Annotated in this window: 15 protein-coding genes, 1 tRNA gene and 1 other RNA gene; 2 read left to right on the plus strand and 15 right to left on the minus strand. The window is 45.4% G+C overall.

Translation table 11 applies throughout. From position 1 onward, the window contains the following. Nucleotides 1-48 precede the first annotated feature (48 nt). The 4 genes from ACEW8F_RS13100 to ACEW8F_RS13115 all read right to left on the minus strand — a co-directional run bounded on the left by ACEW8F_RS13100 (nt 49) and on the right by ACEW8F_RS13115 (nt 3,260). Nucleotides 49-124: transfer RNA gene (locus ACEW8F_RS13100), tRNA-Val, on the minus strand. Nucleotides 125-199: 75 nt separating this feature from the next. Next, entirely contained in the window at nt 200-943 is a 744-nt protein-coding gene (locus ACEW8F_RS13105) for a class I SAM-dependent methyltransferase (protein WP_373483920.1), read from the minus strand. A 16-nt stretch (nt 944-959) separates the two neighbouring features. Then, nucleotides 960-2,117: a M20 family metallopeptidase gene (locus ACEW8F_RS13110; RefSeq protein ID WP_373483921.1), complete on the minus strand. Its 1,158-nt coding sequence runs from the start codon at nt 2,115-2,117 to the stop codon at nt 960-962. Between the two features lie 72 nt (nt 2,118-2,189). Continuing rightward, the gene (locus ACEW8F_RS13115; protein ID WP_373483922.1) at nt 2,190-3,260 is read right to left on the minus strand and encodes an FAD:protein FMN transferase; all 1,071 of its coding nucleotides are present in this window, start codon (nt 3,258-3,260) and stop codon (nt 2,190-2,192) included. 140 nt (nt 3,261-3,400) lie between these two features. Here ACEW8F_RS13115 and ACEW8F_RS13120 point away from each other — a divergent pair, with 140 nt between their 5' ends. Together ACEW8F_RS13120 and ACEW8F_RS13125 are read left to right on the plus strand one after the other, a co-directional pair. Further along, complete coding sequence (locus ACEW8F_RS13120) at nt 3,401-3,745, plus strand: NusG domain II-containing protein (RefSeq protein ID WP_373483923.1); 345 nt, start codon at nt 3,401-3,403, stop codon at nt 3,743-3,745. Next, entirely contained in the window at nt 3,745-4,281 is a 537-nt protein-coding gene (locus ACEW8F_RS13125) for a Gx transporter family protein (RefSeq protein ID WP_373483924.1), read from the plus strand. The genes ACEW8F_RS13120 and ACEW8F_RS13125 overlap by 1 nt, the downstream gene beginning before the upstream one ends. A 26-nt stretch (nt 4,282-4,307) precedes the next feature. On the opposite strand, the gene ACEW8F_RS13130 is transcribed toward ACEW8F_RS13125, so the two are convergent. The 11 genes from ACEW8F_RS13130 to rpoD form a co-directional block, all read right to left on the minus strand. Then, the gene (locus ACEW8F_RS13130; RefSeq protein ID WP_373483925.1) at nt 4,308-6,062 is read right to left on the minus strand and encodes an ATP-binding protein; all 1,755 of its coding nucleotides are present in this window, start codon (nt 6,060-6,062) and stop codon (nt 4,308-4,310) included. 9 nt (nt 6,063-6,071) lie between these two features. After that, nucleotides 6,072-6,767 (minus strand): winged helix-turn-helix domain-containing protein, encoded by a 696-nt coding sequence (locus ACEW8F_RS13135; protein WP_373483926.1) that lies wholly within the window; start codon nt 6,765-6,767, stop codon nt 6,072-6,074. Nucleotides 6,768-7,083: 316 nt separating this feature from the next. Next, nucleotides 7,084-11,319: an acyl-CoA dehydratase activase-related protein gene (locus ACEW8F_RS13140; RefSeq protein ID WP_373483927.1), complete on the minus strand. Its 4,236-nt coding sequence runs from the start codon at nt 11,317-11,319 to the stop codon at nt 7,084-7,086. Between the two features lie 61 nt (nt 11,320-11,380). Further along, nucleotides 11,381-12,916 (minus strand): FGGY-family carbohydrate kinase, encoded by a 1,536-nt coding sequence (locus ACEW8F_RS13145; RefSeq protein WP_373483928.1) that lies wholly within the window; start codon nt 12,914-12,916, stop codon nt 11,381-11,383. 144 nt (nt 12,917-13,060) lie between these two features. Then, the gene (locus ACEW8F_RS13150; protein ID WP_373483929.1) at nt 13,061-13,888 is read right to left on the minus strand and encodes a phosphoenolpyruvate hydrolase family protein; all 828 of its coding nucleotides are present in this window, start codon (nt 13,886-13,888) and stop codon (nt 13,061-13,063) included. Nucleotides 13,889-13,917: 29 nt separating this feature from the next. After that, nucleotides 13,918-15,126 carry a Tm-1-like ATP-binding domain-containing protein gene (locus ACEW8F_RS13155; protein ID WP_373483930.1) on the minus strand — a complete coding sequence of 403 codons (1,209 nt, stop codon included), beginning with the start codon at nt 15,124-15,126 and terminating at the stop codon, nt 13,918-13,920. Nucleotides 15,127-15,311: 185 nt separating this feature from the next. Continuing rightward, nucleotides 15,312-17,159: a phosphoenolpyruvate hydrolase family protein gene (locus ACEW8F_RS13160; protein WP_373483931.1), complete on the minus strand. Its 1,848-nt coding sequence runs from the start codon at nt 17,157-17,159 to the stop codon at nt 15,312-15,314. A gap of 102 nt (nt 17,160-17,261) precedes the next feature. Continuing rightward, nucleotides 17,262-17,601, minus strand: an RNA gene (gene rnpB, locus ACEW8F_RS13165) — RNase P RNA component class A. A gap of 68 nt (nt 17,602-17,669) precedes the next feature. Further along, on the minus strand, nt 17,670-18,788 hold the full coding sequence (locus ACEW8F_RS13170) for a Nif3-like dinuclear metal center hexameric protein (protein WP_373483932.1): 1,119 nt from the start codon (nt 18,786-18,788) through the stop codon (nt 17,670-17,672). Next, nucleotides 18,773-19,474 carry a tRNA (adenine(22)-N(1))-methyltransferase TrmK gene (locus ACEW8F_RS13175; RefSeq protein WP_373483933.1) on the minus strand — a complete coding sequence of 234 codons (702 nt, stop codon included), beginning with the start codon at nt 19,472-19,474 and terminating at the stop codon, nt 18,773-18,775. Before ACEW8F_RS13175 ends, ACEW8F_RS13170 begins: the two co-directional genes overlap by 16 nt. 1 nt (nt 19,475) lies before the next feature. Continuing rightward, the gene (rpoD, locus tag ACEW8F_RS13180; protein WP_373483947.1) at nt 19,476-20,540 is read right to left on the minus strand and encodes an RNA polymerase sigma factor RpoD; all 1,065 of its coding nucleotides are present in this window, start codon (nt 20,538-20,540) and stop codon (nt 19,476-19,478) included. Nucleotides 20,541-20,574: the final 34 nt, after the last annotated feature.

Consider the following 20,574-nt stretch of genomic DNA (forward strand, 5'->3'; position numbering starts at 1 on the left):
AGGCTGGCATTCTAACCAACTGAACTACCAGGCCGCATGTATAAAAAATGGTGGTCGCAACAGGGCTCGAACCTGTGACCCCCTGCTTGTAAGGCAGGTGCTCTCCCAGCTGAGCTATGCGACCATCAGTTGAGATACAAGTGTTATTATACGGCTGCAAAAACTAATTGTCAACTATTTTATTGATTTTTTTAAATTTTTATCTTTTTTCGGCAATGACCTGAATCCGCTCGCCTTCGTTACTGCCTTGCAGGAATGTTCCGAAATCATAATACTTCATATTCTTAAAACCAATAGTGGTCAGACATCGATGAATGTCTTCGATGGTATAGAAATACTGAACCTGGGTCTCCTCATGACGATTATAGGTGCCATTCTTGTTTTTCTCGAAAAATGTCAGATTAAAATGCATGGCGTTTTTTGCAAAATCAGGTTCGTTTTCCCAAACACAGAATATATCATCCAGATCATAAACATAGGTATTATCCATAATCGTTTTTTTGTATTTAGTCACCGTGTTAACATCAAAAAGCAGAATCCCTTCGCTTTCCAGACATTCAAAGCTGCTCAGAAAAAAACTTTGTAAGGCTTCCAGATCAGGCAAATAATTCACACTGTCGCAACAGGAAATAACGGCGTCAAAGGTTTGATTGATTTGGAAATTACTCATATCACCCAAATAGAACTGAATATTTTTGAGTCCCATCCGATCTGCTTTCTCATCTGCTACAGTCAGCATTGCTTCGGATAAATCCACTGCCGTCATACTCAGTCCCTTTTGAGCCAGATTACAGGTAATATTCCCTGTTCCGCAGCCAAATTCTAAAACAGTTTTGACATCCCGCTTGCTATTAAAAAATAAACGCTGTACATAATCGGACCATTTCGAATAATCTATTTCTTTCATCAGTTCATCATAAACCTGTGCAAATTCTTCGTACATAATTAGCTCTCCTGTTTTAATATTTTTTTGAATAGTCGATAAATTTAAGTGACGCTTCCAGCCCCTTTAACAAGACCGTCTCGTCAAAGTTAAAATCTGAGGTATGGAGGTTTTTATTGAATCCTTTTTCGTCATTGCCAGTTCCCAACCCAATATATAAACCCGGAACTTCTAGCTGAAAATAGGAAAAATCCTCGGACAGCATGACTTTTCGAAACCTGACCCTTTTTTCCAGCGGAATCAATTCTTTAAAAATCTCAAAAAGTTTTTCATCATTGACGACGGGCGGATACATTTCGACAAATTTCAGTTCAATGTTACAGCCATGGGTTAGTTCTACCCCTTTGACGACTTCCCCAATCCGACGATGCAGCTTCTCATGACTTTTATCGCTAAATGAACGGATAGTCCCCCCAAGCTTGACCTCATCGGCCACAACATTCACCCGGGTTCCACCGTTGAGCAATCCAATCGAGATAACCACACTCTCCATCGGATTGGTATTTCGACTGACAATACTCTGAAGACAGGTGATTAGGGAAGCACTGGCGACGATGGCATCCATTGACCGCTGCGGTTCAGCAGCATGCCCGCTGACACCATGTACGGTGATGAAAAACTCGCTGTTTTGCCCCATCATCGGCCCGGCCTTTGTCCCCAGCTTGCCTTCATCGAGGAATGGAAAAAGATGATAACCAAAGATAGCTTTAACCGGATGTCTTTTGAAGATCCCGGCATCAATCATTGGTTTTGCGCCGCCAGGGCCTTCTTCTCCTGGCTGAAAGATCAATAGCACACTTCGCTTGCGTTGATTGGGAAAATCGGCCAGATATTTAGCCAAGAGTAGATTCATCGTCATATGGCCGTCATGTCCACAGGCATGCATCCACCCCGGATGGCGGGAAACATAATTGTGATCAGCTTCTTCCAGGATACAAAGGGCATCCATATCGGCTCGAAAAGCAATGGCATCGTCATCGCATTGTCCTTGTATATATAGAATCAGACCGGTCTCACAAACTTTTTCCGGCTGATATCCCAGGTTTACCAGGTAATTGATCAGGTAATCCTGAGTTTTTATTAAATCAAATCCCTCTTCCGGAATGCGATGCAGTTCACGCCGCAGTTTTATTGCTTCATTTTTATAATTTTTCACTATCTCACTATATTGCATTTTGTTCCTTCTTTTTTTGATCTCATCAAAATTCTATCTTATCATACCTGATATGATAGAATCACACAATGGTTAACGCACTATCATGGTATAAGTACTGCCATAATTTTCTTCATCAAACACGAACGCATCTTTTAAACCATTGGTGACAACGATCTTATTTTCATTGGTGATAAAAATAGCTTCCATATCCGGCCAGTCCTCAACCTTTTTTAATCCTTCATCAAGACCTAATAAAAACAGGGTCGTCGACAAGCTGTCGGCATCCACTGAAGCAGCGGTAACCACGGTTACCTGAATCAGTCCTGAGTCTGCAGGATAACCGGTAAATGGGTCTAAAATATGATGGTATCTTTTTCCGGCTGCATCCACAAAATAGCGTTGATAATCTCCCGATGTCACCACCGAGCCATCTTTGAGGGATAAGACCCCAAGGTATCCATTGCCGGGATTTCGGGGATCTTCAACCCCAACTCCGAAATCGGTTTTATCAGCTTTTCCGCCCATCACCAACACATTTCCCCCAAGATTGATGATGGCATGCTCCACCCCTTCTTCTTTGAGAACCGCCATTACCTCATCGGCGATATAACCTTTGGCGATGGCTCCCAGATTCACAGACATCCCTGCATCGGTTAAATAAACGGATTGATCACCTGGATTCATAACAATTTTAGTATAATCTATTTTCGCTTTCGCCTCATTGATGGCTTCTGGCACAGGGGCTTCTTTTGTTTCCGGAGAATGAATGCCCCAGAGATCCACTAATGGACCGATGGTCACGTCGAAATATCCATCTGATTTTTGGGAATACTCAAGGCTTTTTTCGATGATTCTGTAGGTATCTTCGGAGATGATAACTGGCTTAATTCCGGCATTTTCTTTAATCAACCCCAGATCGCTTGCAGCGTCAAAGGCGGTGAGACTGCTGTTTAATGCGGCAATCCGTTCGAAGGGTTTATCCAACAAACTCTCGTCGGATTCCCCATAAAGAGTTATACTGACAAATGTGTCCAGTAAAAAATCACTGCGGGACACTGTTTTTCCCTGATCACATCCCGATAACAATACCATCAGAAATAGTACAGCCACACCCAACCCAATGATTTTCCATCCCTGATTTTTCACGCTTATTCGATTCATATTACACCAATTCCTTTAACAAATAACTTTATTATACCAAAGTCTCTGAAAAAAAGCATAAAAAAATGGTAAAGACTTTACCCCTGACTATTTTTCAGATAAAATAAGAGCGTTCTTATATTAATATTAAAGAGGTCTCCATGAAAAAAAACGAAATCATTATTATTATTGGCTTAGTTGCTGTCAGTTTAATCGGTATTGCCGCTTTTTATTTATTTACCGTAACCGATGAACCGCTTTCTGTACGGGTCACCCGCCAGGGTGAAGTTATCGCTGTATTTCCACTCTCCGAAGATCACACCGAAACCTTTACTGATGCTTCCGGTTCAAATACCCTCGAAATTTCAGGGCGATCTGCTAAAATGATTGATGCTGACTGTCCCGACCATATTTGTGTCCGAACCTATCCCATTTCCAGCCCTGGGGAAACCATTGTGTGTCTGCCTCACAAACTGGTTGTAGAAATCATCACCGGTGAGTCCTGATGAATTCAAAAGCCTACCGACTGGTTATTCTCAGTCTATATGTGGCCATGGCCCTGATTCTCAGTTATATTGAAAGTTTGATCCCCTTGCCGCTGCCGATTCCCGGTGCCAAAATTGGTCTGCCTAATATTATCACCCTGGTCTCGCTGTTGACCCTAGGATGGCCTTTGACCTTACTGGTGGTGATCGCCCGGATATTTTTATCCGGATTCCTGTTTGGCGGCGGCTTTTCCATTGTTTACAGTCTTGGCGGCGGCCTGTTAAGTCTGCTGGTGATGAGCCTGCTGCTTCACTTTGTCAAAGATAACATCTCGATTGTTCTGATCAGTGTTTTCGGTGCCATTTCCCATAATCTGGGTCAGGTCATTGTCGCTGCCATTGTTGTCCAAACCACCAGTCTGTTGCTGTATTTTCTTTTCCTGATGCTGCTGGCCATTCCCACCGGGCTATTTATCGGCATCACCGCCCGGGAACTGATGCGTCTGCTTGGTAAAACCACCATCTTCTCAAAACTGAACCTGCCTCAAAAAAAATAGCCGGTCAAAACTGACCGGCTATTTTTTTATTGATCTTTATATTTTGGCAGTTGGATCTTAAATTCTGTTCCTTCGCCAACCTGGCTGGTAACAGTTATTTTTCCCCGGTTATTATGGATAATGTGTTTAACAATGGCCAGACCCAGACCAGTGCCGCCTTTTTCTTTAGAACGGCTCTTATCGACCCGATAAAACCGCTCAAATATCCGGTCAACATCCTTTTCCGGAATCCCATAACCATGATCCCGAACTTGAACAATAACGTCTTCCGCTTGCTCTGATAAGACGACTTCCACCCGCTGCCCCGGTTCCGAATATTTAATGGCGTTGTCAATGAGATTAATCATCATTTGTCGGAATTCATCCGGCACAAACTCCAATTCGATGGATTCTTCACAGGTCAATACCAGAGCTGTGGCTTTTTCTTCGGCGCTCAGCTTAAGAATATCAAAAATCTGCATAATTTCCGTATCGATATGCAGCAATTCGAATTTTCTGTCAAATCCCCCTTTGTTTTCCAGTTGCGATAAAACTAGGATATCACTGACCAGGCGGCTAAGGCGATCGCTTTCTTCGTAGATAATGGAATAAAACCGTTCCAGAGTTTTAGGATCAGTGATTTGATTCACCTGGATGGTTTCAATAAAACCTTTAATAGTAGTAATCGGTGTTTTTAGCTCGTGGGAAACATTGGCCACAAAGTCCCGACGCATTTTTTCCAGATTTTTCAACAGGGTAATGTCCTCAAAAATAATAATATGACCGTTGATGCTGTTATTTTCTTCAATCTGATTAATATAGACCCGTAATACCTGATTTGAATGAATCCGGGATTCAAAGCTCATTTTTTCACAGGCATCATTTCCAAGATAGTTCATCAGTTCCAGAATAAAGGACTCCCGATAGACCTCCAGGATATTTTTCCCGATCACTGCTTCCTTCATGGGAATCCGCAATACCTTGCGTGCGGCTTCATTTAAATGAACGATGTGATTCTTTTTATCAATGGCGATGACACCGTGATTCATATTGGATAAGATGGCGGTAAGCTCGGCGTTCTTCTGGTTCATCTCGGTAAACGAGCTATTGAGTTGGACCGACATTTGATTAAGGGATTCCACCAGTTCCCCAATCTGATCTTCACGGATCATCGTGAGTTGCTGTCCATATTTTCCCGAGGCGATTTGTCTGGCAAAGACAGAGGCATCTTCCAAGGGTTTCAGCTCCCGGTTAATGAAATAATTAATCAGCAGCGTTGTCGCCAGAATTGTTGTTAGTATTACAAAAATAATATTGTTGATCATTTCAAACATCGCATCATCCATAGCATTCACCGGCATCGAAATTCGCAATACTGCTTCAACCGATTGATCTTCATCAAAATACGGGGTCGCGACATAAATCATTTCGTCCTTGACGGTATTGGAGAAACGAACCTCGGTTGTTTGATTTCCTTCTAAAGCGCCGAGAATTTCCGGCCGATTTTTATGATTCTCCAGCTTACCCAGATCCTGTACTGATTCATAGATGACCTCCCCCTGAGGATTGATGATCGTCATTCGTACATTCGTGCTTTTAGCGAAATGATCCATATTTTCTTTGTTTCCAGTTTCCAGAAAATCCGGCAGCAGATAGTTCATAATATAATTGCCACTTTTTTTAATGTTATTCTCGGTATCAGCGTAATAACTCTGACGATAGCTGATGGTGGTAAATAAACCACAGATCGCGATGCTGACAACGATAATGATCGTAAGTGAAATAGACAGGCGTTTTTTCATCTCACTCTCCTATTTCTCAATAAAACGATACCCAACACCACGAACGGTTTCGATATACTTTTTTCCATCTTCAGATTGTTCTTCTATTTTTTTTCTTAAATACCGAATATGAACATCCACGGTTCGCGTCTCGCCATAATAATCAAATCCCCATATCTGGTCCAGTAATTGATCCCGGGTTAATACCTGGCCGCGATGCTTGGCTAAAAATACCAGCAGTTCATATTCTTTAAGGGTAAGGGCCAGTTTTTCCCCGTTTTGATAGACTTCAAAAGCCTTTGGTTCGATATGCAAATCGCCCACAACAATGGTTTCATCTTCTTTTGACAAGAGGATTTCGGTCCGTCTTAAAACCGCCTTGACCCGGGCACATAGTTCTTTGACACCAAAGGGCTTGGTAATGTAGTCATCCGCACCAATTTCAAGTCCCAGGACCTTGTCGAATTCCTCACTTTTAGCGGTCAGCATGATAATGGGAATATAGGATATGATCGCATTTGCCCGAATTTCCCGGCAAATACTGATACCGTCTTTTCCCGGCAACATCAGATCCAGAATTATCAAATCCGGCAAAACATCCAGGATCTTTTCAATGGCCAATGCGCCATCCTGCACGCCTTCCACTTCAAATCCATGGGTTTCGAGGTTAAATTTAATCAGCTCATATATATTTAACTCGTCTTCTATTATCAGTATTTTTTTCATCTTGACTCCTTGTTATTTTAGTTTAACGAGATTATACCATATCCTGTAATGCAATTATGTAAATTTTAGATTAAATTGTAAACTATTACAAAATTCTGAAAACGTTATAGGAAAAATAATGATTGTATTCTTTGTTTGATCTCCATATAATGACATTATCACATATAATCCTTTATCACTAAATGAATTACTCCCCTTTTTCATTTAGAAAAACGAGCTGTTTCTTCTGAAGCGGTTCTTTTTTTTGCAAAATTCATAACCAAAAAGACTGACCTGAAGAGGCCAGTCTTTTTTTGATTTTTTCTTATTTAATTTCCTAATTCTTCCGATCAAGATTCCGCTTGGCGGTTTCCATCATCAATTTGATCCGGTTCAGCTGATTGACTTCGCTGGCTCCCGGGTCGTAGTCGATGGGAGCAATGTTGGATAGCGGATATTTTTGACGGATTGGTTTGATCATCCCTTTTCCCATGACGTGGTTGGGCAGACAGGCAAAGGGTTGGACACAAACAATATTCTCCACCCCATCATCGATTAACTCCATCATTTCGGCGGTGAGGAACCAGCCTTCGCCGCCCTGATTTCCCAGGGAAATGAGTTCCTGAGCTTTTTTAGCCTTTTTCTCTATGGTCGAGGGGGCATGGAAGTGGGTGCTGGCATCCAGCGCAATCTTCATATTTTTTCGGGAAAACTCCAAAAATTTAATCAGCAGTTTAGCACTCTTCATTGATCTCCGTTTACCTGACAATTCCTCATATTTAAAGACCTGATTGTAAGCACAGTACAGGAAGAAATCCATCAGGTCCGGCATCACCACCTCGGCACCTTCGGCTTCCAATACGGCCTGGAGATTGTTATTGGCAGTAGGATGGTATTTCACCAGAATTTCGCCGACAATGGCGACCTTCGGCAGTTTTTTGCCGTTTCGTGGCAGCGCATCAAATTCGTTAACAATGGCCCGGACATTCTCTTTGAAATCCCGGAGATTGCCATTTTTCAAACTGGCTTTTATTTTTTTGCGCCAGTATTGATACAACTCTTCGGTGGAACCGGGGTGGAGCTCATAGGGCCGGGTGGCGCTGACTACTCTCTGGAGCAGATCACCGTAAACAATTCCCACTAGTAGCATACTTAACAGTGGCAGCGTGAGTTTAAACCCGGGGTTCTTTTCCAGACCGATGGCACTCAGGGAAATAACCGGAATTTGGGACATACCGGCCGATTCCAGGGCTTTTCTGATAAAAGCCACATAGTTGGATGCGCGGCAGGGTCCGCCGGTCTGAGTCATCAAAACGGACACATTATCGAGATCGTATCTTCCCGATTTCAAGGCGGCCATAATCTGGCCGGTGGTGATAATGGTGGGATAGCAGGCGTCGTTATTGACATAGGTTAACCCTTCGTCAATGGCGGCATTGTCAACGCTGGGCATGACCTCGATGTGATAGCCAAATTTCTCCATCGCCTCTTCCAGAAAGTCAAAGTGGATCGGTGACATCTGGGGAGCCAGCAGGGTATGCTTCTTTTTCATCGCTTTGGTAAAGACCACCCGCTGCTTCATCGGGGTTGGGTCCACTACAATATTGTTTTTCTCCCGCTCGATCATCGCCGCTTTTAACGATCGCATCCGAATTCGGATGGCGCCCAGATTATTGACCTCGTCAATTTTAATCAGGGTATAAATATTACCATGATTTTCCAGGATTTCCTGGGTTTGCTCTGAGGTCACCGCATCCAGTCCGCAACCAAACGAAGTCAGTTGCACCAGTTCCAGAAAATCATACTGGTTAACCACCTCCGCGGCCTTATATAAGCGACTGTGATATTTCCACTGATCCAGAACCCGAAAGCGCTGCTCTTCTTTAGGATGATAGAGATGGGCAATGGCGTCTTCGGTGAGCACGGCCATGTCCAAACCAGTAATGATATGATCCAGACCATGATTGACCTCAGGATCGATATGATAGGGCCGACCGGCCAGAACGATGCCCTTTTGCCCGGTTTCTTTTAAATAGGCAATGGTTTCCTCCCCTTTTTTCTCCATGTCCCGGCGGAAGGCTTCTTTTTCAGCAATCGCAGCATCCATGGCTTCGGTAATTTCCAGACGATTGATACCATAAACGCCGAAAATCTCGGCCAGCCGTTCTTCGAGACGCTGATCATTGTCAAAGGGCAGAAACGGATTTAAAAAGGTAATGCCTTCTTTTTGGACATCATCCTGATTGTGTTTAATGGTTTCCGGATAAGACATGACAATAGGACAATTGTACCAGTTATCGACGTCATCAAACTCTTGTTCCTCATAGGGAATACAGGGATAGAAAATCAGACTGATGCCCTGATCCAGCAGCGCCTGAATATGGCCATGAGCCAATTTGGCCGGATAGCAGACTGACTCTGACGGGATGCTCTCCATCCCTTTCTCATAAATCTTACGATTAGATTCCGGCGACAGCACCACCCGATAGCCCAAATGGGTAAAAAAGGTATGCCAGAACGGATAATTTTCATAGAGGTTTAACACTCTGGGAATACCGATACTGCCCCGGGGTGCTTCTGCTTCAGCCAGCGAGGGATAATTAAAAATCCGCTGATACTTGTATTGATAGAGATTAGGCAGATCGGCATTTTTCTTGACATTTCCTTCGCCAATCTCACATCGGTTTCCGGTAATATGCCGACTGCCGTCGTTAAAACGGTTTATCGTCAGCAGACAATTGTTACTGCAGCCGCCGCAGCGTTTGTGGCCGACTTCCACCTGAAAATCGTCCAGTGCTTCTAAATCCAAAAGATTGCTGCGTTCCCCGGTAACATAGTTTTCCCGGGCAATCAGGGCCGCTCCAAAGGCTCCCATCAGGCCGGCAATATCGGGTCGGACGACATTTTTTTCGGTAATCTTTTCAAAGGTCCGCAGCACCGCCTGATTGTTAAAGGTGCCCCCCTGGACGATGATATGTTCGCCCAGTTCTTTGGGATTATGAATTTTAATAACCTTCTGCAGAGCGTTTTTGATGACTGAATAGGACAGGCCCGCCGAAATATCTCCAACTTCGGCGCCTTCTTTCTGGGACTGCTTGACCTTGGAATTCATAAAAACAGTGCAGCGGGTCCCCAAATCCACCGGGTTTTCCGCCATCAATGCGGCTTCGACAAAGGCATGCATTTCAAGATCTAATGATTTGGCGAAGGTTTCCAGAAACGAACCACAACCGGAAGAGCAGGCTTCATTAAGAATGATGCTGTCGATGGTACCGTTTTTAATCTTCATGCATTTCATATCCTGACCGCCAATGTCGAGGATAAAATCGACCTCGGGGCAGAAATATTTTGCGCCTTTATAATGGGCGATGGTTTCAATTTCGCCGATGTCAATTTTCAGCGCTTTTTTGATCAGGCTTTCGCCATAGCCGGTAACAGTAGACTTAGCGATATAGACATCGGCCGGCAGTGATCCGTAAATTTCTTTGATAATTTTAATCGATTGAGCCAGCGGACTACCCTCATTGCCACCATAATAACTGTACAGCAAAGCGCCATCGTTATCGATAACAACGGCTTTGGTGGTGGTGGAACCGACATCGATCCCTAAAAAGCAGCAGCCGCTATGCTCTGCTAAGGCTTTTTTGACGACCTGATTTTTATCATGTCGTTCCCGGAACTGCTTAAGCTCTGCCTGGTTTTTAAACAAAGCCTCCAATCGACCAACTTCATTTTCTGAAACTGAATCCAAATTTTCGACCGCCGTAAGCAGATCTTTAAACTTCATTTTTTCTTCTTTTTCAGCCGAATAGGCCGCTCCCATGGCGACAAAGAGATTGGACTTCTCAGGAAAAATGATCTGTTCATCGGTAAGTTTCAGCGTCTCAATAAACCGCTGTCGTAGTTCCGACAGAAAATAAAGCGGCCCTCCTAAAAAAGCCACATTCCCCCGGATCGGATGGCCACAGGCCAATCCGCTAATGGTCTGGTTGACCACCGCCTGAAAAATTGAGGCGGCGATATCGGCTTTCTCAGCCCCTTCATTGATCAGCGGCTGAATATCCGTTTTCGAAAAAACACCACATCGTGAGGCGATCGGATAAATCATCGTGTGGGTTTTGGACAATTCATTCAGTCCCTCGGCATCGGTTTTTAACAGCGTCGCCATCTGATCGACAAAGGCGCCGGTTCCGCCAGCACAGGTGCCGTTCATTCGCTGTTCGATAGTACCAGTGAAAAAAGTGATCTTGGCATCTTCGCCGCCCAGTTCAATGGCCACTTCAGTTCTGGGAATGATCCGATCCACCGCCAGGGTGCTGGCTACCACTTCCTGGACAAAGGGGATTCCCAGCCATTGGGAGATCATCAGTCCCCCGGATCCAGTGACACAGACGCGAGCCTCCAAATCCCCCAGCTGTTGATAGGTTTCTTTTAAAAGATTGACGATGGTGACTTTGATGTTTGACAAATGACGCCGGTATTCTTCATAGATGATTTCGTTTTTGTCGTCAATAACCACTACTTTAATAGTAGTGGAGCCGATGTCAATGCCCATTTTATAATTGCTTTTCATTGTTTTTTATGACCTCTTCTCTAACATGTCGGTTGTGATCCTGTCTGAATCTTATCTAATTTTATTCATACGATTGATATAAGGGTTTTACCCGACGATATAATTGCTTGTATAGTTTATTATAGATTCCTGTATATTTAATTGCATTTTCCGGGTTGGGTTCAAAGATCCGGGATTTTCGAATCATTGCTTCACCAGCTGCTTGAATATCCGGATAATGGTTTAAGCCCACAAAGGTGGCAATGGCAGCGCCTAAACCAGTGGTTTCAAAGGTCTGCACCCGGTAAACCGGCCGGTTTAAAATGTCGGCCATGATCTGAGCCACCCCATCGCTCCGGGAACCGCCGCCAGATAGTCCAACGGCCTGAATCGGAACCTTTGTTTTTCTTTCAATCAGTTCCAGCCCTTCCAATAAGGCATATCCCAGGCCTTCAATAATGGCCCGGTAAATATGCCGTTTATCATGCCCCTCGCTAAAGCCCATAAAGGTTCCTCGGGCTTCGGGGCGAAAAGCTTCCCGCCCCCAGTAGGGCTGATGAATCAGCCCATCAGCTCCCGGCATGGTAGTTTCCAGATAACCCTCGAGGATCTCATGGATAACTTTGGGCTCAGACTGATCAAGAAATTCTCCAGTGTACCATTCCACCATCCAAAAGCCGTGATAAATAGTAACCTCGGGATTATAGGCATTATTCTCCACCGCCGCAAAGGAGGGATAAAAAGGATACAGCTCCACGTATTTTTTGGTCGTAATCTCGACCGTAGATTGGGTTCCCAGGGAAATGCTAGCTATATTCGGGGTCAATGCGCCGACACCGATCGTCTCACAGCCTTTATCAGTGCCTGATGCCACAATCGGCAAGCTCACCGGCAAGCCGGTGATTGCGGCAGCTTCGGGCGTCAACTGACCAATGATTTCACAGGAGTCGGTCAGCTGATAGCATTTTTCTGGCTCCACTTGAAGAATCTGACTTTTTACATTATACTTGCCACACCACTGCTTCTTTTTCGTATCAAAGGGCAGGTGACCGGCGGTGTTGGAACGGCTGTCGGCGATTTTTCCAGTTAAGTGGGTCAAAAAATAGGTCGAAAGAAAAACGACCTTGTGGGTTTTGGCCCAGATTTCCGGTTCCTGAACCTTGATCCAATTGATATGAGCGGTTTTACTGAAAGATTTTGCATAAGCACTGAATCCGATACATTTAAACAGCAGGGCGTATGGCCAGGGATATGGCAACGGTTCTGCCAATTCCCGGCGATCCAGCCAACTGATGAAATTGCGCAGGGGTTGGCCTTTATCATCTACCACCGTAATAACGTCCCGCTGACAGGATACGGTCATGCCCTGGATTGTCTGGAACAAAGCCGGGTCTTTTGATTTAAGCTCCTGAACCACCTTAACCAGAGCCTTCCAGAACATTTCCGGGGAAGCTTCCTTCCACTGAAAGTGCTTTGAGTAATATCCCTTGAATAATTCTTCACTTTTAGCCAGCTCATTGCCCTGCTCGTCAAAAATAATTCCGCGGAGTCCTCTGGTGCCACAATCAATGGTCAAAACTGTGTTCTTTTTTTGCATACTCTTTTTTTTGTTGTTCAAAATTCATTCTCCCGACATCACACTCATTTCAACCTATTATACCAAATAGTTGGAAAGTGTAAATAAAAAAGCGTTGAATAAAAAGAATAAACTTTTTATTCAACGCCTGATTTATATTTTTTAAATACTTAGACCGCTGTATTTTTATAATTTGATATCTTTGAAATCCTTAACCTGTTTGGTAATGGCAATTTCGGTGGGGAGCCGTTCAATACTGGATGCTCCAAAGAAGCCGCAGACACCTTTGGTTCGATCCAGTACATATTTAGCATCTTCTGGTTCGGCCACCGGACCGCCATGGACAATGACCATCACATCGGGATTGATGGCTTTTCCGGCATCACAGATATCCTGGGTTAACTTGACACAGTCATCAAGGGTTTTCGCCGACGATGCGCCGATACTTCCTTTAGTTGTCAGTCCCATATGGGCAACCAGAACATCGGCTCCGGCTTTGGCCATTTTTTCGGCCTCTTCCACATTAAATACATAAGGAGTCGTTACCAGATCCAGCTCATGCGCTTTTTTTATCATCTCTACTTCCAGATCGTAGCCCATATTTGTTTCTTCAAGATTTTGCCTAAATATCCCATCGATTAAACCGACTGTGGGGAAATTTTGAACCCCGGAGAATCCGGCTTCTTTTACCTGTTTCAAGAACATTTCCATATCTCTAAACGGATCAGTTCCGCAAACTCCGGCCAGAACTGGCGTGTCTTTAACAATCGTGACTACTTCTCTGGCCATGTCCATTACAATCGCATTGGCATCGCCATAGGAAAGCAGCCCGGCTAAAGAACCACGGCCGGCCATCCGGTAGCGGCCGGAATTATAAATAATAATCAGATCGACTCCGCCGGCTTCAGCGCATTTTGCCGAAATCCCGGTACCTGCTCCGGCACCAACTACCGAAATTCCCTTGGTTTCCTGTTCTCTTAACCGTCTTAACACTTCTTCTCGTTTTATTGCCATTTTATTCTCTCCTTTTCGCTATTTTCTTCTTAGCCTTCGATCATTGAAATCAATTTTTTTGCCATTGCCAGGGCAAAGGCTTCATCGTTGATATCAGTATCCATTTCCACCAGTTCGACTTTTTCGTCGATGTTTGTTCGCAATTGGTCAAACAATTCAGCATCTTCTTCCGGGCCGTAGAATGGTGCCCCTTCCACGTCAATGGCGGAAACGCCTTTTAATGGAATATACAAGGCAACCGGGCCGGTGGCCATATTCAATTTGCTGGCGATAATTTTGCCCATCTGGGAGCACTCGTCAACGGTGGTTCGCATCAGGGTGACGCTGGCATTATGTTTATACAGGTTTCTGTCTTTATATTTTTCCGGAACGGTTTCTATCGCCCCAAAATTGACCATATCCAATGCTCCTACCGAAACGACCTCCGGAATTCCGGCTTTGGCAGCGGCTTCCAGTCTGGTTGGTCCGGCTGTGAAGACGCCGCCGGCCACCTCATCACACCATTCGGTGGTAGTAGCATCGAAAACGCCTTTGATAAAGCCGGCTTCAATCAAACTTTCCATCGCCATGCCACCAGCTCCGGTTGCATGGAATACTAATACCTCATAACCCTGGTCTTCAAGATATTCTCTGGCAGCGGTTACACATGGCGTGGTGACACCAAACATAGTCGCTGCGATCAGTGGTTTTTCTACTTTAAGTTCTGGAATATCAAAGCTTGCCATACCGGCAATGGCATTGGCAGCATTGGCCAGAATATGATTGGAAATGCTGTTGATCCCTGAAATATCGACCACCGAATACATCATCGTGATATCTTTTTCACCCACATAAGGCCGGGTATCTCCAGAAGCCACGGTAGAAACCATAATCTTCGGCACGCCTACCGGCAGACTTCTCATGGCAAAGGTGCCAATGGTGGTTCCGGCCGATCCGCCCAGACTGATGACCCCATCAACCTTACCCTGATCATAGAGATCTTTTGTTATTTTAGCAGCCCCAGCCATCATGACGTCAATGCCCAGGCCCCGATCATGTTGTTGTTGCAGCACTTCTAAGGATGATCCTCCCGCAATGGCAACCGCTTGACTGGTAACATCCGGAACAAACAATGGTTCGCCCATCACCCCGCAGTTCACGGTGGTGGTGCTGAGACCCCGCTTTTCAATCAATTCTTTGATAAACTGGAATTCATGACCCTTGGTATCAAAGGTTCCTACTATTAATACGTTTTTCATTCCATGCCCCCTTGAATATATTTTTTATCTTATTGACTTTAATAATACGCAAGGTTTGTGCCAAGATTTAAAATCAGCAAACCCTTTGTTCCGGCCATTCAAGAGATGTGAGTGGGAAAGTTATTTCTCACAAAAAAGTTAATTGGGCAATATTTTCTCATTCTGAGTAAATATTGCCCAATTATTTAATCCATGCATTCCTGTTCCATGGATAAATTATATTTGAGTATTTTATTGTATAGGGTCCGCCGGGAAATGCCAATCCGGTTGGCTGCTTCGGTGCGGTTCCATTGGCAGGCCTTGAGAATTCCCAGAATATAGGTACTCTCCAGGTGTTCCTTACTGGTGGCCAGCATCTCTGAACCGATCGTATCATGACCCTGGGATTTTGCTTTTGACTTTGTCTTATGCAATTCTTCCACCGCCATGTCATTTCGTCTAATGTATTTTCCTTCGCTGAGAATCACAGCTCTTTCCAGGACATGCTTCAGCTCCCGAACATTCCCGGGCCAGGTACATTCCATCAGATAAGCCATGGTATCGGGAGCCAACCGTTTTTCTTCCAGTTGATACTTCGCTTTAAATTCTTCCAAAAAGCGATTGCATAGCAGCGGAATGTCCTCGGTATGCCGGCGCAGCGGCGGCGTATTGATTTCCACCACATTCAGCCGGTAGTAAAGATCCTCCCGGAAACGATTATCTGCCACTGCCTGTTTGATATCCACATTGGTAGCACAAACGATCCGCACATCCACATAGATGGTTTTCTCACCGCCGACTCGTTCAAATTCCTGCTGCTGAATAATCCGCAGCACCTTCGCCTGAAGATCGACATCCATTTCACCGATCTCATCCAGAAACAGGGTACCATGATTAGCCAGTTCAAATTTTCCCAGCCGCCGCTTGTCGGCCCCGGTAAAGGCCCCCTTTTCATGGCCGAACAACTCGCTTTCCAATAAGTTAGGCGGCAAAGCGGCACAGTTCACCTTGATCAGCGGACCCAGACAACGTTTACTGTTAAAATGCAGGGCTTTGGCGACCAGCTCTTTCCCGGTTCCGCTTTCGCCCTGAATTAGAACATTAACATCCTTATCAGCGACCTTATTGATTAATTCGTACATGTCCTGCATGATCACACTTTGACCGACAATTTCATCAAAGCCCCGCTTTTTCAGCAGTTCTTTCTTGAGATGCTTGTTTTCCTGTTTTAATTTATAATAATTTTTAAACTTATCCGTCGTTTCCGATATCGCCAGCTCGGTGGGGATCCGCTCAAAACTGGAGCCGCCGATATATCCGATGGTCTGGGAATTTTTATAAAAATAATAGGCATCCTCCGGAGAATTAATCGGACCGCCATAGATCATCTTATAGGTTCGCGGATTAATCTCATCCACGGCAGCAAAAATCGCTTCGGTCATTTCCAGACATTCATTAATGGTGGAAAAAACCTTGCCGGATTTTTCGCCCCCCCGGGTCCAGCCAAAATGGGCACAGACCACATCTACACCCACCCGGGTCATTGATCGGGCCTGCTCCTCATCAAAGACAAAGGCAATGGTAAAAAGGTTGGCTGCCACCGCTTTTTTCATAAATTCTATTTCCTGGTCATAGCCCAGCCCTTTCTCCTCCAGCCATTCCCGGAATTGTCCATCAACCAGACCAATGGTTGGAAAATTGTTGACGCCGCTAAAGCCCAGATCCCGAACTTTTTGAATCAGTTCCTGATGAGTATAATTGGGATCGGTGGCGTTAATGCCGCAGATCACCGCTCGATCTTTAAGTTTTGGCAGTATTTCGCGGCTGGAAAAGTCAAACACCAGCTCATTACTGTTGGAAAATGGCATCATACAACCAATCGAAGGAATCCCCGCCGATCGAAACCGTCCGGCACTGAGGGCCAGTAATAAATCAGCCCCACCCTTAACCGCCTGCTTGGCGAAAAGCCCGGACCCCACTGCCACCCCAATCACTGGTTTGTTCATCTTCAAACTATTCTGGATCATTTTTTCGATGGCTTCTTTTTTCTTCATGGTATTCTCCCGCTCAAATAAGTCTAGCTTTATTATACAACCCCCTGTCAAAAAACGCAAAAGACTATTGCAGGCTCCTGCAATAGTCCTAATTGACATTTGTGATTTACTAAATCTATAAGCCGAGTTCTGTTTAAATAGTCATCTATCTCGATTTATTGTTACCAATAAATTCTAGCGACCTACCATAGGACAACGACGAGCAACCGTCTTTCAAGGTCCGTTCTTGGTCTTGCTCCAGGTGGGGTTTACATAGCCGATGTGTCACCACACCGCTGGTGAGCTCTTACCTCACCCTTTCATCCTTACCATTGCTGGCGGTATACTTTCTGTTGCACTTGCCTTAGAGTCGCCTCCACCGGGTGTTACCCGGCACCCTGCTCTCTGGAGCTCGGACTTTCCTCAACCGGATTGCTCCGGGTGCGACTATCTGATTTACTAAATCACTGTAGTATACACTGTCTGCACTCAAACTTCAAGTATTTTTTCATCGATTATTAAAATCATCCCCTAATAATTCACAATAAAATCACGGGCGGATTCGGCCACGATCATTTCCGGGCAGGCGTCTCCCAGACCGGCTTCCAACATTTGTCGAAAGCAGTCGGTTACCCATTTCTCGGTGCCATAATGACCGGCATCCAGAACCCAGATATTGTTTTCCAGAGCCCGCTGCCCGTCGTGATGTTTGAGGTCGCCGGTGATCAGCACATCCGCTCTTTTGGCTTTGGCCAGACCGATCATGTCCGCCCCGGCACCGGAACAGATGGCCACCCGACGCACAATATCCGGCACCTTGCCAGCTCCTCTTAAGGCAACCAGACCCAGCCGATCTTTGGTATGGGCAATGAATTCCGCTGCCTCCATGGGTTGGCTGAAAACTCCAATTTTTCCCAGTCCGTTTTCATTGATCAGCCCACCGTTTTCCAGGGCGATGACGTCATAGGCCATTTCTTCATAGGGATGATTTCTTTTTAAAGCAGCAATCAGATTCTTTAAATCCGGCGCTGCCACAACGGCTTCAATCCGGTCTTCCGAAACACAGGTCAGCTGATTAATCACTCCGATAAAAGGGTTGGCGCCCTCCAGTGGGCGGAAAGTGCCAGTCCCAAATGAACGATAGGTGCAATAATCATAATCACCAATAGCTCCGGCCCCGTTTTTCCCTAACACTTCAATGATTTTTTGGCTGACTTCCACCGGTGCAAAGACTACCAGTTTATAATAAACAGTGGGATTGGACGGCTCCAGAGTTTTGATCTTTTCCAGCCCCATTCGCAGGGCCAGATAGTGATTAAGACCTTTTGCCGCCTTATCCAAATTGGTATGGGCCACATAAACAGCTACTTCATTTTTGATCAGCTGGGCAATAATTTGACCCTTTTCCCCGTCAGTTGACAGGGTTTTTAAGCCATTAAAAATAAACGGATGATGGGCGATGATCAGATCCGCTTTTTTATTAACGGCTTCTGCGACCACATCGGCAGTGATATCCAGCGTCAGCAGAACCCGACTGATGAACTGTTGCCGGGAGCCCACCTGAAGACCCACGTTATCCCAGTCTTCTGCCAGTTTTTCCGGAGCATGAGCTTCAATTATTTGGATGATATTATTTAGTTTAACAGACATCTTTTCACCTCATTCAGTTTTTCAATAAACAAACTACTTTCCTGCCATTGTTTCGCGGCAACTGCTGTGGTTTTCCCCCGAGTATTTAAGACAATCTGCTGCTCCAAAAAGATTTTCCGATCGATTAGCGCCCCGAGCAATGGATGTTTATGGGCATGAAATTCAAAACCCAATTCATATTCCAGGGGATTGGTAAATACCATCTTTCCCGGTTCGGCAACAAGCACCTGATACACCCGATCCCCTTCCCGGGCCAGCTCTTCTCTGATAATGCGAAACCCGGCCGCTTCCAGATACCTTCGCAGTACCGCCTGGTTATTCATCGGCTGGAGCACCAGTTTTTTCTTCTGCCTGGCCATATCTGGCTGAGCTTCCAACAGGTCTCGGATCAGCAGCCCCCCCATGCCGGCCATCACGACGGCGTCAACCTCCCCGGGTTTAAGCACAGAAAGACCCGAACCAAGTCGGGTCTCTATCTGCTTTTCCAATTGTTGTTCACTGATAATTTTTTGAGCTTTTTTAAGCGGCTGTTGATTGGTATCACTGGCGATTGCTCGGGCAACCAGCTCGTTTTCCACCAGGTATACCGGTAGATAACCGTGGTCGGTGCCAATATCGGCCATCGATTCGACTCCCGCCACGCAGCCGGCAATAACCTCAAGTCTTGGGCTTAACTTAATCTTCATTTTAGGTTAGGTAATCCTTTAATTTCTTGCTGCGGCTGGGATGTCTCAGTTTACGTAAGGCCTTGGCTTCAATCTGACGGATTCGTTCACGGGTAACATTGAACTCTTTGCCGACTTCTTCCAAAGTCCGGGCCCGGCCATCATCGAGGCCAAAGCGCAATCGCAGCACCTTTTCTTCCCGTTCGGTCAGGGTGTTTAAGACCTCAATCAGCTGTTCTTTCAGCAGCGCATAAGATGCTGCTTCGGCTGGCGCCGGGGCATCTTCATCGGGGATAAAGTCGCCCAGATGACTATCCTCTTCTTCCCCAATTGGGGTTTCCAGAGAAACCGGATCCTGAGCGATCTTTTGAATCTCACGCACCTTTTCTTCGGAAAAGCCCATTTCCTTGCCAATTTCTGCGGGGGTCGGTTCCCGTCCATATTCCTGCAACAATTGCCGGGAAACCCGGATCAGTTTATTAATGGTCTCGACCATATGAACCGGGATCCGGATCGTTCTGGCCTGATCGGCAATCGCCCGGGTAATCGCCTGACGGATCCACCAGGTGGCATAGGTACTGAATTTAAAACCCTTGGTATAGTCAAATTTCTCTACCGCTTTGATCAAGCCCAGGTTTCCTTCCTGGATCAGATCCAGAAACGACATTCCCCGTCCCACATAACGCTTGGCGATACTGACCACCAGGCGCAGGTTGGCTTCGGCTAATTCTTTTTTTGCTGAATCATCCCCGGCTTCCATCCGACGGGCCAGAGCCATTTCCTCATCGCCAGTCAATAAGGGTACCTTGCCGATTTCTTTCAGGTATAAACGAACCGGATCATTGACGCTGACCGAGTCAGCCAGCTCAAGTTCTTTCTGGTTTTCTTCCTCCAGCTCGGCGGCTTCCAGGGCTTCCAGTTCAAGGTCGGTAAAGGCGATTTCGATTCCTTCTTTTTGCAGGTACAAATAGATGGAATCAATTTCTTCGGGATCAAGATCAGCCTTATCCAGAATTTCTTCAAAATCGTGATTATTTAAATTTCCCTTTGATTTTCCACGCTTTAATAGCTGCTGCACTTCCGGCATCAGCTCAATGGCAACTTTTTCAATTTCAATGATG

The organism is Acetobacterium sp., from assembly GCF_041752335.1.
In the GTDB taxonomy this organism is placed as follows: Bacteria; Bacillota; Clostridia; order Eubacteriales; family Eubacteriaceae; genus Acetobacterium.

What these genes read in the sequence shown, in the direction of transcription:
- ACEW8F_RS13140 (WP_373483927.1), bottom strand. Translation starts at nt 11,319, where the DNA reads ATGAAAAGCAATTATAAAATGGGCATTGACATCGGCTCCACTACTATT.
- ACEW8F_RS13110 (WP_373483921.1), bottom strand. Translation starts at nt 2,117, where the DNA reads ATGCAATATAGTGAGATAGTGAAAAATTATAAAAATGAAGCAATAAAA.
- ACEW8F_RS13135 (WP_373483926.1), bottom strand. Translation starts at nt 6,767, where the DNA reads ATGAAAAAAATACTGATAATAGAAGACGAGTTAAATATATATGAGCTG.
- rpoD (WP_373483947.1), bottom strand. Translation starts at nt 20,540, where the DNA reads ATGCCGGAAGTGCAGCAGCTATTAAAGCGTGGAAAATCAAAGGGAAAT.
- ACEW8F_RS13155 (WP_373483930.1), bottom strand. Translation starts at nt 15,126, where the DNA reads ATGAAAAACGTATTAATAGTAGGAACCTTTGATACCAAGGGTCATGAA.
- ACEW8F_RS13130 (WP_373483925.1), bottom strand. Translation starts at nt 6,062, where the DNA reads ATGAAAAAACGCCTGTCTATTTCACTTACGATCATTATCGTTGTCAGC.
- ACEW8F_RS13115 (WP_373483922.1), bottom strand. Translation starts at nt 3,260, where the DNA reads ATGAATCGAATAAGCGTGAAAAATCAGGGATGGAAAATCATTGGGTTG.
- ACEW8F_RS13170 (WP_373483932.1), bottom strand. Translation starts at nt 18,788, where the DNA reads ATGTCTGTTAAACTAAATAATATCATCCAAATAATTGAAGCTCATGCT.
- ACEW8F_RS13150 (WP_373483929.1), bottom strand. Translation starts at nt 13,888, where the DNA reads ATGGCAATAAAACGAGAAGAAGTGTTAAGACGGTTAAGAGAACAGGAA.
- ACEW8F_RS13125 (WP_373483924.1), top strand. Translation starts at nt 3,745, where the DNA reads ATGAATTCAAAAGCCTACCGACTGGTTATTCTCAGTCTATATGTGGCC.
- ACEW8F_RS13105 (WP_373483920.1), bottom strand. Translation starts at nt 943, where the DNA reads ATGTACGAAGAATTTGCACAGGTTTATGATGAACTGATGAAAGAAATA.
- ACEW8F_RS13160 (WP_373483931.1), bottom strand. Translation starts at nt 17,159, where the DNA reads ATGAAGAAAAAAGAAGCCATCGAAAAAATGATCCAGAATAGTTTGAAG.
- ACEW8F_RS13175 (WP_373483933.1), bottom strand. Translation starts at nt 19,474, where the DNA reads ATGAAGATTAAGTTAAGCCCAAGACTTGAGGTTATTGCCGGCTGCGTG.
- ACEW8F_RS13120 (WP_373483923.1), top strand. Translation starts at nt 3,401, where the DNA reads ATGAAAAAAAACGAAATCATTATTATTATTGGCTTAGTTGCTGTCAGT.